At 64.3% G+C, this 14,866-nt stretch carries 14 protein-coding genes and 1 pseudogene; 10 read left to right on the top strand and 5 right to left on the bottom strand.

All coding sequences use genetic code 11. From position 1 onward, the window contains the following. Positions 1 to 161 precede the first annotated feature (161 nt). The 3 genes from LB523_RS25825 to LB523_RS25815 are packed head-to-tail and all read right to left on the bottom strand — an operon-like array spanning position 162 to position 2,848. Positions 162 to 1,391 (bottom strand): NAD(P)/FAD-dependent oxidoreductase, encoded by a 1,230-nt coding sequence (locus tag LB523_RS25825; RefSeq protein WP_224608289.1) that lies wholly within the window; start codon positions 1,389 to 1,391, stop codon positions 162 to 164. Between the two features lie 5 nt (positions 1,392 to 1,396). Then, complete coding sequence (locus LB523_RS25820) at positions 1,397 to 1,711, bottom strand: MocE family 2Fe-2S type ferredoxin (RefSeq protein ID WP_140674315.1); 315 nt, start codon at positions 1,709 to 1,711, stop codon at positions 1,397 to 1,399. Positions 1,712 to 1,741: 30 nt separating this feature from the next. Beyond that, positions 1,742 to 2,848 (bottom strand): fatty acid desaturase family protein, encoded by a 1,107-nt coding sequence (locus tag LB523_RS25815; RefSeq protein WP_224608286.1) that lies wholly within the window; start codon positions 2,846 to 2,848, stop codon positions 1,742 to 1,744. Positions 2,849 to 3,020: 172 nt separating this feature from the next. Here LB523_RS25815 and LB523_RS25810 point away from each other — a divergent pair, with 172 nt between their 5' ends. From LB523_RS25810 to LB523_RS25780, 7 genes are all read left to right on the top strand, one after another. Beyond that, a complete protein-coding gene (locus LB523_RS25810; protein ID WP_224608283.1) occupies positions 3,021 to 4,052 on the top strand; it encodes a LacI family DNA-binding transcriptional regulator in 1,032 nt (343 codons plus the stop codon). 476 nt (positions 4,053 to 4,528) lie between these two features. Continuing rightward, positions 4,529 to 5,470, top strand: a complete 942-nt coding sequence (locus LB523_RS25805; RefSeq protein ID WP_095768205.1) for a sugar ABC transporter substrate-binding protein — start codon at positions 4,529 to 4,531, stop codon at positions 5,468 to 5,470. 181 nt (positions 5,471 to 5,651) lie between these two features. Then, the gene (locus LB523_RS25800; RefSeq protein ID WP_095768206.1) at positions 5,652 to 6,728 is read left to right on the top strand and encodes an ABC transporter permease; all 1,077 of its coding nucleotides are present in this window, start codon (positions 5,652 to 5,654) and stop codon (positions 6,726 to 6,728) included. Between the two features lie 2 nt (positions 6,729 to 6,730). Further along, complete coding sequence (locus LB523_RS25795) at positions 6,731 to 7,501, top strand: ATP-binding cassette domain-containing protein (protein ID WP_140858779.1); 771 nt, start codon at positions 6,731 to 6,733, stop codon at positions 7,499 to 7,501. Between the two features lie 78 nt (positions 7,502 to 7,579). Beyond that, positions 7,580 to 8,572, top strand: a complete 993-nt coding sequence (iolG, locus tag LB523_RS25790) for an inositol 2-dehydrogenase (RefSeq protein WP_224608280.1) — start codon at positions 7,580 to 7,582, stop codon at positions 8,570 to 8,572. A 29-nt stretch (positions 8,573 to 8,601) separates the two neighbouring features. Further along, a complete protein-coding gene (locus LB523_RS25785; RefSeq protein WP_224608277.1) occupies positions 8,602 to 9,396 on the top strand; it encodes an SDR family oxidoreductase in 795 nt (264 codons plus the stop codon). A gap of 468 nt (positions 9,397 to 9,864) precedes the next feature. Then, a complete protein-coding gene (locus tag LB523_RS25780) occupies positions 9,865 to 10,956 on the top strand; it encodes a 3-deoxy-7-phosphoheptulonate synthase (RefSeq protein ID WP_224546369.1) in 1,092 nt (363 codons plus the stop codon). Between the two features lie 24 nt (positions 10,957 to 10,980). Here LB523_RS25780 and LB523_RS25775 read toward each other — a convergent pair whose 3' ends face one another. After that, positions 10,981 to 11,616: a LysE family translocator gene (locus tag LB523_RS25775; protein WP_224546371.1), complete on the bottom strand. Its 636-nt coding sequence runs from the start codon at positions 11,614 to 11,616 to the stop codon at positions 10,981 to 10,983. A gap of 126 nt (positions 11,617 to 11,742) precedes the next feature. Here LB523_RS25775 and LB523_RS25770 point away from each other — a divergent pair, with 126 nt between their 5' ends. Beyond that, the gene (locus LB523_RS25770; RefSeq protein ID WP_224608274.1) at positions 11,743 to 12,447 is read left to right on the top strand and encodes a helix-turn-helix transcriptional regulator; all 705 of its coding nucleotides are present in this window, start codon (positions 11,743 to 11,745) and stop codon (positions 12,445 to 12,447) included. A gap of 29 nt (positions 12,448 to 12,476) precedes the next feature. On the opposite strand, the gene LB523_RS25765 is transcribed toward LB523_RS25770, so the two are convergent. After that, the gene (locus LB523_RS25765; protein ID WP_224608271.1) at positions 12,477 to 13,277 is read right to left on the bottom strand and encodes a class I SAM-dependent methyltransferase; all 801 of its coding nucleotides are present in this window, start codon (positions 13,275 to 13,277) and stop codon (positions 12,477 to 12,479) included. A 178-nt stretch (positions 13,278 to 13,455) separates the two neighbouring features. Between LB523_RS25765 and LB523_RS29495 the strand changes: the two are divergent. Together LB523_RS29495 and LB523_RS25755 are read left to right on the top strand one after the other, a co-directional pair. Further along, positions 13,456 to 13,599: pseudogene (locus LB523_RS29495) on the top strand (FAD-dependent oxidoreductase); the annotation flags it as partial. A gap of 189 nt (positions 13,600 to 13,788) precedes the next feature. Then, positions 13,789 to 14,859, top strand: a complete 1,071-nt coding sequence (locus LB523_RS25755) for a hypothetical protein (RefSeq protein WP_224608301.1) — start codon at positions 13,789 to 13,791, stop codon at positions 14,857 to 14,859. Positions 14,860 to 14,866: the final 7 nt, after the last annotated feature.

Raw genomic sequence — 14,866 nt, 5'->3', positions numbered from 1 at the left:
GATTCATTCGGTCTCCTTCCCACTTCAACCATACACCAGAACCAACACACAGGATTCTAGGGTCTGCGCGCGTCGCTTCGCTCCTTGCTCCGCCCTAGAATGACGAAGGATATGCCGGCAGGCAGATGAGGGGCAGCGCGACCTCCCGCGATTAGGGAAAATCACGCCGCCAGCAGCGACTTCAGCTTGACCGCTTGCGAGCCGAGCGCTTCCGGCGCCGGGCTCGCCCGCTTGGCGATCAGCATTTCCGCCAGCCGGATGTCGCGCGCCACCGCATTGCCGGGGCCGATGCCGCTGGCGGCCACCAGCCTGCCATCCTCGGCCAAGTGGAACAGGATGAAGGCGCCGTCGTCGAGGTCGCGCCGCACGATACTCTTGCCTTCGTCTGACAGCCCGGCGATCTGCAGGGTCAGCCCATACTGATCCGACCAGAACCACGGCACAGCGGCATGCGCCTCACCGCCGCCCAGCATGTTCTTCGCGGCCAAGGCGCCCTGTTCCTGGGCGTTGCGCCAGGCTTCGAGGCGCACGCGCCGGCCGCCATAGACGGCAAGCGGGAACGAGCAGCAATCGCCGGCGGCGAAGATATCAGGGTCGGCGGTGCGCAACTGCTCGTCGACCGCGATGCCGTTGTCGATGGCCAGCCCCGCCTCGGCGGCAAGCGCCGTCACCGGCACGGCGCCGATGCCGATCACCGCGAGATCGGCGACAATGGCCTGCCCGTCGGCCAGCGTGATGCTGACCTCCGCGCCGTCATCGGCGATCGCAGCGATCCCCTGGCCGGTGCGGATCGCAACGCCCTCGGCCTCATGCGCCTTGTGGATGATCTCGGCGATCTCGGCCGGCACGCCGCGCATCAGGATGCGCGGCTGCGCCTCGATGACGGTGACGGCCGCGCCTAGCTTGCGCGCCGCGGCGGCAAGCTCGAGGCCGATGAAGCCGCCGCCGATAATGGCGACGCGGTTGCCGGCGCCGAGATGAGCGCGAATGGCCAAAGCGTCGTTGAACGTCCTGAGATAGACGCAACGCCCCCCGAGACCCGGCATCGGCAGCGTGCGCGGCACGGATCCGGTCGCCAGCAAAAGCTTTTGATATGGCAGGGAGGATCCGTCCGACAGTTGCACGACATGCGCGGCACGATCGACCGCGACGGCCCGGACGGAATGGATGTGGCGGATCGAGCGTTCGGCGAACAGCGCGTCGGTGGCGATCGCCTTGATGGCCGGCGCCTCGCCGGTCATCGCTTCCTTCGACAGCGGCGGCCGCTCGTATGGCAGATGCGGCTCATCGCCGACCAGCGTCACCGGCCCCTCGAAGCCGAGATCGCGCAGGGCGAGCGCGGCGCGCCCGCCGCATTCGCCGGCTCCGATGACCACCATTCCTCCCGTCATCAGCGTCACCCGACCTGAACAAGAACTTTGCCGGCGTCGACCTTGACCGGATAGGTCTTGAGGTTGACGCAGACCGGCGCGCCGCGCGCGTCACCGGTCTTGTAATTGAAGCGGCCGTTGTGCTTCGGGCATTCGATGATGTCGTCCATCACCAGCCCGTCGGCCAGGTGCACCTTTTCATGCGTGCACAGCCCGTCGGTCGCGAAATATTCGTCGTCGGGGCTGCGGTAGATGGCGAAGGTGCGGCCGGCATGGTCGAACCGCATCACGTCCTCTTCGTCGATGTCTCCGGCCGCGCAGGCCTCGACCCAGTCGCTCATCTCGTTCTCCGCGAAAATCGGTTGGTTACGCTACTCGGCCGCGGCCGCCACCGGATTGTCGTTGTGCAGCTCTTCCCGGTAGGGCTTCGCCGTCGGCGGCAGCGCGCGCTTGAGGAAATAATCCTCGTTGCGCAGCTGGCGCAGGAAGGCCGGGATCATCTCGCGATAGCCGGCCAGGATCGACGGCGTCGGCGCCGGCAGATCGTGCTTGATCATCTCATGCAGCTTCGGCAGCGCGTGATAGGGCACCATCGGGAACATGTGGTGCTCCACATGGTAATTCATGTTCCAATAGATGAAGCGGCTGACCGGATTCATGTAGACCGTGCGGCTGTTGAGCCGATGGTCGATGACATTGTCGGCGAGCCCGCCATGCTGCAGCAGTCCGGTCATGACGTGATGCCAGGCGCCGTAGAGGCGGGGCAGGCCGACCAGCAGCAGCGGCAGCCAGGAATGCAGGTAGAGGGCCAGGGCGATGGTCGCGATATAGATGGCGAGCCATAGGCGGGCGACGCGGATCGCCTTCGGCTGTTCCTGTTCGGGGATGAAGGTCTTTTCCGCCGCGCTGATGACGCCGGCAGCGTTGCGCAGCATGTCGGTCATCGCATGCCAGGCATCGAGAATGCCGAAGAAGTTCAAGACGACGCGCAGCAGATCCGGCGGCCGCATGACGGCAATCTCGGGATCGCGGCCGACGATGATGGTGTCGGTGTGATGGCGTGTATGGCTCCAGCGCCATGTCACCGGATTGCGCATGATCATGAAGCAGGCGAGCTGGTAGACGGCGTCGTTCATCCACTGGGTGCGGAAGGCCGTGCCATGGCCGCATTCGTGCCAGCGGGAATCGGTCGAGGAGCCGTAGAGCGTGCCATAGACGAAGAAGAACGGCACGCACCACCAGCTGCCCCAGAACCAGGCGCCGCCCGCGCCGCTGAGGATCAGCGCGCCGAGCCAGATGATGGTGTCGCGGATCGCCGGCTGGTCGGAGCGCTGCATCAGCTCCTTCATCTGCTTGCGCGGGATCTCGGTATGGTACCACTCGGCCGCCGCCAGCCCGTTCTCGACCGCGAGCTTGGCGTCGCGGCCGGTCAGGCTGTAGTCGCGTGGCGACGCCGACGAAGACGTCATGGCCGTCATTGAGCTTCCTCCAACAGCGCCTGGCGAACGGTTTAGCAGGTCTGGGCTCGTTCATGGCCGGCTTCCACTTCACCATACCGCCGGCTCATGATAGTCTCAACATCAGGAAGATAGTTTCTATCATTTCCTATCAGAGTGAGATATCCTAAGTCGGACAAGCAATGGAGCATTCATGGCAAAGCGGCCGACCATTAGCGATCTCGCGCGCGTCTCGGGCGTCAGTGTCGCCACCGTCGACAGGGTGCTGAACAGCCGCCTGCCGGTGCGCGAGGAGACGGCGCGCCGGGTGTATGAAGCCGCCACCGAGATCGGCTACCACGCGGCGGGGCTGATCAAGCAGCGCATGCGCCAGGAATTGCCGGAATACCGGCTCGGCTTCCTGCTGCTGAGGGGCAATGACGTCTTCTATGGCGATTTTGCCAGGGAGCTCGAGCTGGCGGTTTCGCAGTCGCAACGTTTCCGCGGCACTGCCGCGATCGACTTCGCCACGTCGCTGGCGCCCGATGAGATTGCGGGCCAGATGCGCAGGCTGGCGGCCAAGTCGAGAGCCATCGCCGTCGTCGGCCCGGATCACCCGACGCTGACGGCGGTGGTGGAGGCACTGAAGGCGAGGGGGCAGCCGGTCTTCTCCCTGCTGTCCGATTTTGCCGCCGGCATCCGCGAGGGCTATGTCGGTCTCGACAACCGCAAGGTCGGACGCAGCGCCGCATGGATGATCGCCAAGGCCGCCAGGAAGCCGGGCAAGGTGGCGCTCTTCGTCGGCAGCCACCGCTTCCATGGCCACGAACTGCGCGAGATCGGCTTCCGCTCCTATTTCCGCGAGCACGCGCCGGATTTCACTGTGATGGAGACGCTGGTCAACCTCGAGGCGAATGACGTGACGCATGACGCCATGCTCGATCTTCTGGCGCGCCATCCCGATCTTGCCGGTTGCTATGTCGCCGGCGGCGGCATGGAAGGCGCCGTCTCGGCGCTGCGGAAGGCAAACCCGGCGGTTATGCCGGTCGTCATCTGCAACGAGATCAACGCCGTCTCGCGCGCAGCACTTGCCGACAACATCCTCACCATGGTGATCTCGACGCCGCTCGCCGCGCTCTGCCGGGAACTCCTGGGGCTGATGGCCCATGCCATCGAAAGCGGCGCCGCCAATGCGCCGGGGCAGACCTTCCTGCCCTTCGATATCTATCTGCCGGAAAACATCTAGAAGCTCCAGCGCAGGAATTGTGATCGGTCGCCCGTTTGCGTTGGCAGGCGGCACGCGTTGGAGATTGGTCGAAACGCCCATCGCGTCGATTCGCTCCTTGCTTCGCCATAGAATGACGAGGTTGGGGCGGCTTCAGCCAATTCCCGGCGTTTGCGATGGGTCGATGTGAAAGAATCCATCAGACTGATGGATTCTTTCATGGCGATTTGCTTCGATTCGGGCTCGGGTTTCGACGATCGGGACCGAAAAACGGCCAATCTCGTCGGAATCGCCCTTGACGTTTCCAAAACGAAATGGAATAAATATTTCACTAACTAGGCTTTTTGGTTCTTTCGTTCCGGAACGCCTGTGCGAACGGAGGAAGAGGCGTTCCAGTCGAGTTGGGACGCCGCATGGCCGCAGGGAGAGATTCCCCGGGCAAACCGGGGATTCCGGTTCAAATGGGTGCAGCCGGACACCAAGTGGAGGAGAATAAAATGAAGAAACTGCTTTTGGGCGTCGCGCTTTCGGCGCTGATGTGCTCATCCGCCTTCGCCGCCAAGATCGGCGTTTCGATGGCCAAGTTCGACGACAACTTCCTGACCGTGCTGCGCAACGGCATGATCGCGCAGGCCAAGGGCATGAGCGGTGTCGAATTGCAGGTCGAGGATGCGCAGAACGACGTGGCCAAGCAGCTCGACCAGATCAAGAACTTCGCCGCCTCGGGCGTCGACGCGATCATCGTCAATCCGGTCGACACCTCGGCCACCCAGGCAATGTCGGACGCGGCCGCCGCGGCCAAGGTCCCGCTGGTCTATGTCAACCGCCAGCCGGTCAATGTCGACCAGCTGCCGGACAACCAGGCTTTCGTCGCGTCGAACGAGGCGGAATCCGGCACGCTCGAGACCAAGGAAGCCTGCCGCCTGTTCAAGGAAGCCGGCAAGAAGGAAGCCAATGTCTACGTGATCATGGGCGAGCTCTCGAATCAGGCCGCGGTGCAGCGCACCAAGGACATCGAGGAAGTCATCGCCACGCCGGACTGCAGCTTCATCAAGATCATCGACAAGCAGACCTCGAACTGGGATCGTGACCAGGCGCAGAACCTGATGACCAACTGGCTGTCATCGGGCAAGGCGTTCGACGGCGTTATCGCCAACAACGACGAAAGCGCCATCGGCGCCATCCAGGCGATGAAGGCCGCCAATATCGACATGAAGTCGGTGGTCGTCGGCGGCGTCGACGCCACGCAGGATGCGTTGGCCGCGATGCAGGCAGGCGATCTCGACGTGACGGTCTTCCAGGACGCTGCCGGCCAAGGCGCCGGTGCGCTCGACGCCGCGCTGAAGCTCGCCAAGGGCGAAAAGGTGGAACACAAGGTCTATATCCCGTTCCAGCTCGTCACTCCGGCGAACATCGACAAGTTCTTGAAGAAGAACTGAGGCGCGCCGGCGCAATTCCAGGAACGGTTTTCGGTATGGAATTGCGTGAAGACAAACCGCGGGGTGGTGCCGCGACGCATCGGTCTGGCTGAAATCGGCTGCTGGCGAAGCGGCGCCGCTCTGTTCCTCTCCCGCCCGACAGGGCGGGAGAACGGGGCGCGGTCATTCGGAGGAAGAAGACGTGTCACAGACATCGCATGGCATTGGCGGGTTGAGCTATGACGCCAAGAAGCGTCCATGGCCGGCCGAGTTCAACGTGTTCCTGGCGCTGGTCATCCTCGTCGTCGCCTTCGAGCTGATCGGCCGCGTCTTCCTCGGCGACAGCTTCCTGTTCAACACGCGCGAGAATGTGTCGGGCCTCTTCAACGAGCAGCGCCTGCAGATCATCATCCTGCAGGTCTCGATCGTCGGCATCATCGCCATCGGCGTCACCCAGGTCATCATCTGCGGCGGCATTGACCTGTCCTCGGGCTCGATCGTCGGCGCCACCGCCATGATCGCCATGAGCTTCGCGCAGGTTGCGACCGTCAACGGCAATCCCAATCCCAAGGCTATGTTCATCGATTATGGCTGGACCGACCTGCCGGTTATCGTGCCGGTGCTGGTCGCGATCGGCTGCGGACTGATCGCCGGCCTGATCAACGGCCTGTTGATCGCCTATACCCGCATTCCGCCATTCATCGCCACGCTCGGCATGATGGTCACCGCCCGCGGCATCGCAAAATGGTGGTCGAAGGGCCAGCCGATCTCGTTCCCGACCGACAGCTTCGCGGCCATCGGCAAGGGCCTGATGCCTGTCGTCATCTTCATCTCGCTGGCGCTCCTGTTCCAGCTTATCCTGAGCTATACGAAATATGGCAAGCATTGCTATGCGATCGGCTCCAACGAGGATGCCGCGCGCATGTCGGGCATCAAGATCGCCAATCACAAGGTACTGGTCTACGCCATCGCCGGTATCCTCGCTTCGCTTGCCGCAGTGGTGCTCTGCTCCAAGAACCTCACCGCCCAGGCCGGCATGGGCGTCATGTACGAGCTCGACGCCATCGCCATGGCGGTCATCGGCGGCGTCTCGCTGTCGGGAGGCCGCGGCTCGATCATCGGCACCGTCATCGGCTCGCTGATCTTCGGCGTCATCATTTCCGGCTTCACCTTCCTGCGCCTCGACGCCTACTATCAGGAGATGGTCAAGGGCGTGATCATCGTCGGCGCGGTCGTTCTCGATCAATGGCGCCAGCGCCGCCGCGCGATAGGAGCTTGACCATGTCCGACATCGTTCTGAAGACCGAAAACCTGACCAAGCACTATGGCGGCGTGCACGCCTTGCAGGAGGCGAATTTCGAGCTGCGCAAGGGCGAGCATGTCGCCATCATGGGCGACAACGGCGCCGGCAAATCGACCTTCGTGCGCCAGATCACCGGCGTCGAGCAGCGCACCGACGGCAAGATCTGGTTCGACGGCAAGGAAGTGAACTTCGCCGGCCCGATCGAGGCGCGCGAGGCGGGCATCGAGACCGTGTTCCAGAACCTTGCGCTGGCCGACGATCTCGACGTGCCGTCGAACCTGTTCCTTGGGCGTGAGAAGGTGCTCTTCAACCTCGGGCCGTTCTCGATCCTCGACCGCAAGGCGATGCGCAAGGCGACCGAGGCGGCGCTGATCCGCACGGCGGTGAAGATCCCCAACCTCTCCAGCACCATTCGCCATATGTCCGGCGGCCAGCGCCAATGCGTCGCGATCGCCCGGACCGCGACCTTCGCCTCCAAGCTGATCATCATGGACGAGCCGACGGCAGCGCTCGGCGTGCAGGAAACCGCGCAGGTCGAAAACATCATCCGTACGCTGAAGGAAAACGGCGAGCCGCTGATCCTGGTCAGCCACAACATGCGCCAGGTGTTCGACCTGGTCGACCGCATCGTAGTCTTCCGCCGCGGCCGCATCGTCGCCAATTTGCGCAAGCAGGACACCGACGGCAACGACATCGTCGCCTACATCACCGGCGCCAAGACCGGACAGGCGGAACTGCAGGCCGCCTGACGGACGCCGCGACGGGATCAACCAATCATCCGCGCCGGCGGCGCGGACAGCTTTCTAAACCATCTCGAAGGATATTCCATGACTCTCCGCTTCGCTCTTCTCGGCGCCGGTCGTATCGGCAAAGTGCATGCCCGCGCCGTCGGCTCAAATCCGCAGGCAAAACTGGTTGCCGTCGCAGATGCCTTCGAGAAAGCGGCGACTGAGCTCGCCTCCGCCTACGGCGCCGAAGTGCGCACGATCGATGCCATCGAGCAGGCCAAGGACATCGACGCCGTCATCATCTGCACCCCGACCGACACCCATGCCGATCTGATCGAGCGCTTCGCCAAGGCCGGCAAGGCGATCTTCTGCGAGAAGCCGATCGACCTCGACGTCAAACGGGTCGAGCAGTGCCTTGCCGTTGTCGAGAAGACTAAGGCCACGCTGATGGTCGGCTTCAACCGCCGCTTCGACCCGCATTTCGCCGCCGTGCGCAAGGCGATCGACGACGGCGCCATCGGCACGGTCGAGATGGTCACCATCACCTCGCGCGATCCGGGCGCCCCGCCGCTCGATTACATCGCCCGCTCCGGCGGCATTTTTCGCGACATGACCATCCACGACTTCGACATGGCGCGTTTTCTGCTCGGCGAGGAGCCGGTTGCGGTCAGCGCGCATGCTTCAGTGCTGGTCGACAAGAAAATCGGCGAAGCCGGCGATTTCGATTCGGTCAGCGTCATCCTCGAGACCGCCTCCGGCAAGCAGGCCGTCATTTCCAATTCGCGCCGCGCCACCTATGGCTACGACCAGCGCATCGAAGTGCATGGCTCCAAGGGCATGGTCGCGGCCGAGAACCAGCGGCCGGTGTCGATCGAACTTGCCAACGACAAGGGCTACACCCGTCCGCCGCTGCACGACTTCTTCATGACCCGTTACATCGATGCCTATGCCAACGAGATCGCCTCCTTCATCGTCGCGGCAACCGCCGGCAAGAAGGCGGCGCCGAGCGGCAAGGACGGACTGATCGCGCTGAAACTGGCTGACGCGGCCTTGCAGTCGGCCAAGACGGGCAAGACCGTCCGCGTCGATTGAAATTTGAATACGGATTGAGGAGCACAGCGATGAACGGTTTGGCCGGTCGCAATTCAGAAACGCGCGCCATCGTCACCGGCGGCGCGCAGGGCATCGGCTTCGCGGTTGCGGAAGCCTTGGCCGACGAGGGCTGCCGCGCGCTGGCGCTGGTCGGCCGCTCGCAGGAGAAAGGCGACAAGGCGGTCGCGGCACTGAAGAAGAGTGGCGTCGACGCCATCTTCATCAGCGCCGATGTCGCCAAGGTCGCCGACTGCAAGCGCGCGGTCGAGACCGCGATCAAGCATTTCGGAACGCTGAACGCGCTGGTCAACGCCGCCGCCACTTCCGCGCGCGGGTCGCTGGTGGAGACCACCGAGGAACTCTTCGACCAGATCTTCGACACCAATGTGCGCGGCCCCTTCTTCCTGATGCAGGGCTTGGTCGCGCATCTCCTGGAGCGCAAGGCGCCGGGCTCGATCGTCAACGTTCTGTCGATGTCGGCGCATGCTGGCCAGTCCTTCCTGACGCCCTATTCGACCAGCAAGGGCGCGCTGATGACGCTGACCAAGAATGTCGCGAGCGCTTATCGGCGGAACCGCATCCGCTGCAATGCGGTGCTGCCGGGATGGATGGACACCGAGGGCGAGGCGATCGTCCAGAAAAAATGGCACGGAGCGTCGGATGACTGGTTGGAGAAGGCCGAGGCCGCGCAGCCCATGGGCCAGTTGGTCAAGCCCGCGCAGCTTGCCCGGCTGATCACCTATATGCTGAGCCCCCAGGCCGGTGTGATGACCGGCTCGTTGGTCGATTATGACCAGAACATTGCCGGCGTGATCGGGGAGTAGTCGCAGGGGAGCCTGGCGGCGACGCAGGTCACTTCGTCATCCACGGGCGGAGCAAGGAGCGAAGCGACGCGGCGCAGACCCGAGGATCCATGCCGCGACTCCGGAGCGTTGCTGCGGTCCAGAATTATGCATCGCCGCGCTCTTCGGCCAAGGTAACGGCATGGATTCCAGGGTCTTCGCGACGGAGCTTCGCTCCTGCTTCGCCCTGGAATGACGAAATCGCGAAGGTTCGGCCCCACCCGAAATTGCCAGCCTCAACAGGCACGTGACAAACGCCCACGCATCGATTATATCAGCCGCATGATCCACCTGACCGCCTCGTTTTGGTACTTTAGCTACGGTAGCTCGCTGGCGGCGGGAGGATTGCGCTCGATCTGAAAACTCCAGATCGAAAATCCGACAAGCCGCCAGACCTGGCGGCTTTTTTTGTTTCAGCCGGCAGGTCTCCTAAACCAGGAGCAGAAAGCCGTGTTGACCACCACAGACGACCTTCGGGTCACCGAAATCAGAGCCTTGAGCACGCCGGACGAGGTGATGCGCGAGATACCGCGCTCGCTCACGGCGACGCGCACCGTTGCCGCTTCGCGCAACGCCATCCATTCGATCCTCTCGGGGGCCGACGATCGACTGCTTGTCATCGTCGGCCCATGTTCAATCCACGATCCGGTCGCGGCCGTTGACTATGCCAGCCGTCTGGCGGCGCTGCGCGAGGCCCTGGCCGACCGGCTCGAGATCGTCATGCGCGTCTATTTTGAAAAGCCGCGCACCACGGTCGGCTGGAAGGGCCTGATCAACGATCCCGACCTCGACGGCAGCTTCAACATCGAAAAAGGGCTGCGCATGGCGCGCAACGTGCTGTCGGCCGTCAACAATCTCGGCCTGCCGGCGGCGACCGAGTTCCTCGACATGACCATCCCGCAATACATCGCCGACCTCGTCGCCTGGGGCGCCATCGGCGCGCGCACCGCCGAAAGCCAGATCCATCGCGAGCTGGCCTCGGGCCTGTCCTGCCCGGTCGGCTTCAAGAACGGCACCGACGGCAATCTCAGGATCGCCGGCGAGGCGGTGAAGTCCGCCGCCCAGCCGCATCATTTCATGGCGGTGACCAAGGGCGGCCGCAGCGCCATTGCGGCAACCACCGGCAACGAGGATTGCCATGTCATCCTGCGCGGCGGCGTCGCGCCGAACTATGAGGCCGCAAGCGTCGAGGCCGCCGCGGCCGAGCTCGTCCGCATCGGCATCGCGCCGCGGCTGATGATTGATGTCAGCCACGCCAACAGCGCCAAGAAGCCGGAGAACCAGCCGAAGGTCGCGCATGACGTGGCGGGCCAGGTTGCCGCGGGCGACGAGCGCATCATCGGCGTCATGATCGAGAGCAATCTCGTCGCCGGCCGGCAGGACGTCGTGCCCGGCAAGCCGCTGGTCTACGGCCAGAGCATCACCGACGGCTGCATCGACTGGGCGACCACGGAAACGGTGCTGCACGGCCTCGCCGGCGCGGTCGAATGGCGCCGGTCGGTGAAGCGCGAGATGCTTGCCAGCCGGCAGGGCGCGGCTTGAGCGAAATGGAGAGAGGGGCGGCGATCACGCCGCCCTCAAACCTTCCCAGGCCGTGAATATCGAGACCGCGAACAGCAGCAGCCCTGCCATGCGCCCGGCGAGAACGGTCGCGCGGGGATTGGCCACAAGCATCTGCCTGCTGCGCCCCGCCGTGACGGCGAGCCCGCCATAGATCGCGGCCTGCGTGGCGACCGTCAGCAATCCCATGATCGTCGCCTGCATCCAGATCGGACCGTAGGCCGGCTTCAGGAATTGCGGATAGACGGCAAGGATGAAGAGATAGGCCTTCGGATTGATCAGGCAGGTGACCAGACCCTGGCGAAACGCCTTCCAGGCCGAGCGGCTCCCCATTGGTCCGTTGTCGCCGACGGTGATCGAGCTGCGCATCAGCGAAATGCCGATATAGGCCATGTAGGCGGCGCCGGCGACCAGCAGCGGCGTGAACAGGATCGGCACGAAATGCATGAGCAGGCCGACGCCGATCGCTCCGTTCAGCGTATGCACTGCACCGCCCAGCATGATGCCGGCAGTCGCGGCCAGGCCCCTGTTGCTGCCGCCGGTCAGCGCATTGGCCAGCACGAACAGCATATCCATGCCCGGAACGGCGATGATGCCGAACAGTAGCACGAAGAACAGCCAGAGATTTTCGCCATAGCTCATGTCAGTTGCCTGTCCCATTATCCGCCTGGCACGCAATGGAACCGTTGATTTTCAAGCGGGTAGGCGGCCCTATAGGGCATTCCAACTGACGGGGGTGTGTCAGTTGCATTTCAGCCGGGTGAGAAAATGCGCAAGGCCTCGCGCCTGTTCGAGATCATCCAGATCCTGCGGCTGGCCAGGAAGCCGGTAACGGCGGCGACGATCGCCGAGCGGCTGGAAGTGACCGTACGCTCGGTCTATCGCGACATCGCTGCCCTGCAGGCGATGCGCGTGCCCATCGAGGGCGGGCGCGGCATCGGCTACATCCTGCGCCCGGGCTTCGACCTGCCGCCGCTGATGTTTTCCATCGAGGAGATGGAAGCGATCGTCCTGTCGCTGGCCCTGCTGGAGCGCACGGGCGACGACGAGCTCAAGCAGGCCGCGAAACGCGTCGGCGCCAAGATCGCCGGCGCCGTGCCGCCGCCTTTGCGGCAGACGCTCGACGCCAATGCGCTCCATGCCTGGGGCTTTGCAGCACCCTCCGCTTCCGCCGTCGACCTCGCTTTGGTCCGCCGCGCCATCCGCGACGAGGAGAAACTCGACCTCTCCTATCGCGACGAGGCGGGACGGCCGACCGGCCGCATCATCCGCCCGGTCGCGCTGATCTATTATGCCGAGACGGCCAACATCGTCGCCTGGTGCGAGTTGCGCCAGGCCATTCGCAATTTCCGCAGCGACCGCATCGAGGATTGCCGGGCGGCCGGCCAATGGTTCAAGGGCGAAGGCGACCGGCTGCGGCAGGTGTGGGTCGACGGCTGGGAGATCAATGCCGCGGCCGCCGGCGGCAACTGAGCCGCTACCCCGCCGCGGTCGATGCGATTTCAGGGAACGATGCCGCGGCAGGCCCAGGCGACATTGGCGAAGGATCGCGGGCCATCGGGTCGACCGGCTTGATAGGCATCGCGGACGGCGGCCTCGACACGCTCCCGCTCGGCCGCGTCCAGCGTGGTCATATATTTGCCGAGCGGGCCTTCGCCAGCGCCGATCGGCGCCCAGAAGTCGTCGAAATCCGCGTAGTCCATGCGGATCATCAGCTCGGCCTCGGTGACATCCACGAGACCCTGCTCGACAAAGGTCCGCTTCATCTCGCCCGGCTGCATCATCGGCTGGAAGCAATAGCGGTTGCGCAGCTGACGCCCGCTTTCGCTGAGCGCCGCAACTGTGTCGATCATCATGCGCATCCCGGTCATGCCGCCGTAATGGTCCCAGACCACGGCCGCGACCACACCGCCCGGCCGCGTCACGCGGCGCATCTCGGCCACCGCCTTGCCGGCCTCCGGCACGAAGTGCAGCACCAGCAGCGCCATCGCGCGGTCGAACGCATCATCGGCGAACGGCAATGCGGTGGCATCCGCCTGCTGGATGGTGACGCGCGGATCGGTGTTCCTCTCCTTCGCCGCCGCGACGAAGACCGGCGAGAAGTCGATGGCCTGGATCTCGGCAAGATCACCTGACTTCGTCAGCTCGAAGGTCAGGCTGCCGGTGCCGCAACCCACGTCGAGGACTTTTTCGCCGCCGGCCAGACCGGCGAAATCGATGAACTTGGGCGCGAGCCTGCGGCTCCAGCGCCCCATAAGTTGCTCATAGCCGGACGCCGCGTGAACGGTGAAACTTGATGTCATCTCGCCCTCCCTTCGCTGATGTCAGCCTAGACTTCCACGGAAGCCATGCCAAGCAGCCAAAGCAGCGGATCGTTCCGTGACTGCACACAAGCGGTGGGCGCTGGCGGCCCGGCACGTTGCAGGGAGCATGTGCAGAAGCTAATATAGCGCCGGACCCTCGCGGATATTGGGGGACGGGGTGAGCAAGATCCTGATTTGCGGTGGAGGCGTAATCGGGTTGTGCACGGCGGCCATGCTTGGCCGCGACGGTCATGACGTGACGGTCCTAGAGGCCGATCCGGCGGACCGGCCTTCGAGTTCCAGTCAAGGATGGGACTGGGAGCGCCCCGGCGTTGCGCAGTTCAGGCAGCCTCACAACCTCAGCTCGCGTTTCCGGATGGTCGCCGATCAGGAGCTACCGGGGCTGACGGATAAATTGCTGCGCGCCGGCTGCGTCTGGATGGATTTCTTCGACCCTCGATCGTTGCCGCCGACAATAACGGACAGGGCGCCCCGCCCGGGTGACGAAGCCATGCGCTTCGTCACAGGCCGGCGGCCGGTGATCGAATGGGCCACGGCCGAGATGGCGCAAGCTGCGCCCAATGTGACGGTCCGGCGGGGGATCAAAGTTCGCGAGCTGATCACAGGCGCCTCAGCCATTCCCGGCGTGCCGCATATTGCGGGCGTTCGCACCACGTCCGGCGAAGAGATTCGCGCCGACCTGGTGATCGATGCGATGGGGCGGCGAAGCCCTGCCTGCGAATGGATCGTTGCCGCCGGAGGCCGCAGTCCGAGCGAGGAAGCCGAGGACAGCAATTTCGTCTATTTCACTCGCTATTTCACGGGCAAGCAGCGGCCGCGCCGAAAGGGCCGCCTGCTCACTCCGATGGGGCTGTTCTCGATTCTCACGCTGGATGGCGACAACGACACCTGGTCGGTCACTCTGTTCACCTCCGCGAGAAACAAGGCCATGCGCGCTTTGCGCGACACCGCCACGTTCCACCGTGTCGTTACGGCATGTCCGATGCAGGCCCATTGGCTGGACGGCGAGCCGATCACGCATGTCCTGCTGATGGCGGGCGTTCTCGACCGCTACCGGCGGTTTGTCGTCGACGGCCAGCCTGTCGTCACCGGGTTTGCGGCTGTGGCCGATGCCTGGGCCTGCACCAATCCGTCCGCCGGGCGGGGGTTGAGCGTCGGCCTTCTGCACGCGCAGGTGCTCAGGAACGTCGCTCGCCGGCACATCGGCGACCCTGCCGAATTCTCGCGGGAATACGATGTCGAGACCGAGCGTCAGGTCGGCCCGTTCTATCGCAACCAGATCGCCGCCGACCGTGCTCGGATCGCGGAGATGAACGCCTTGGCCGACGGCCTTCCTGTTCCGCCGCCGAATCCGGTCATGGCCCGGCTTTTCGCTGCCGCAAGCGAGGATGCCGACGTGTTTCGCGGCGTGATCGAGATCGCTATGTGCGTTTCGCTGCCGCAGGATGTCGTCGCCAGACCGCATATCGCGGCGAAACTGGCCGAACTGGACGGTCGCCCTTTGCCGCCGAATCCCAACATCATCGATCGCGACCGTATGGCATCCCTGCTTGCCGGCTGATCTTTCG

Source organism: Mesorhizobium sp. ESP-6-4 (assembly GCF_020164735.1).
In the GTDB taxonomy this organism is placed as follows: Bacteria; Pseudomonadota; Alphaproteobacteria; order Rhizobiales; family Rhizobiaceae; genus Mesorhizobium.
Note: the sequence above shows the minus strand (reverse complement) of the source record. Positions and strands in the feature narration are given on the sequence as shown.

What these genes read in the sequence shown, in the direction of transcription:
- LB523_RS25825 (WP_224608289.1), bottom strand. Translation starts at nt 1,391, where the DNA reads ATGACGGGAGGAATGGTGGTCATCGGAGCCGGCGAATGCGGCGGGCGC.
- LB523_RS25820 (WP_140674315.1), bottom strand. Translation starts at nt 1,711, where the DNA reads ATGAGCGACTGGGTCGAGGCCTGCGCGGCCGGAGACATCGACGAAGAG.
- LB523_RS25815 (WP_224608286.1), bottom strand. Translation starts at nt 2,848, where the DNA reads ATGACGGCCATGACGTCTTCGTCGGCGTCGCCACGCGACTACAGCCTG.
- LB523_RS25810 (WP_224608283.1), top strand. Translation starts at nt 3,021, where the DNA reads ATGGCAAAGCGGCCGACCATTAGCGATCTCGCGCGCGTCTCGGGCGTC.
- LB523_RS25805 (WP_095768205.1), top strand. Translation starts at nt 4,529, where the DNA reads ATGAAGAAACTGCTTTTGGGCGTCGCGCTTTCGGCGCTGATGTGCTCA.
- LB523_RS25795 (WP_140858779.1), top strand. Translation starts at nt 6,731, where the DNA reads ATGTCCGACATCGTTCTGAAGACCGAAAACCTGACCAAGCACTATGGC.
- iolG (WP_224608280.1), top strand. Translation starts at nt 7,580, where the DNA reads ATGACTCTCCGCTTCGCTCTTCTCGGCGCCGGTCGTATCGGCAAAGTG.
- LB523_RS25785 (WP_224608277.1), top strand. Translation starts at nt 8,602, where the DNA reads ATGAACGGTTTGGCCGGTCGCAATTCAGAAACGCGCGCCATCGTCACC.
- LB523_RS25775 (WP_224546371.1), bottom strand. Translation starts at nt 11,616, where the DNA reads ATGAGCTATGGCGAAAATCTCTGGCTGTTCTTCGTGCTACTGTTCGGC.
- LB523_RS25770 (WP_224608274.1), top strand. Translation starts at nt 11,743, where the DNA reads ATGCGCAAGGCCTCGCGCCTGTTCGAGATCATCCAGATCCTGCGGCTG.
- LB523_RS25765 (WP_224608271.1), bottom strand. Translation starts at nt 13,277, where the DNA reads ATGACATCAAGTTTCACCGTTCACGCGGCGTCCGGCTATGAGCAACTT.
- LB523_RS25755 (WP_224608301.1), top strand. Translation starts at nt 13,789, where the DNA reads ATGCGCTTCGTCACAGGCCGGCGGCCGGTGATCGAATGGGCCACGGCC.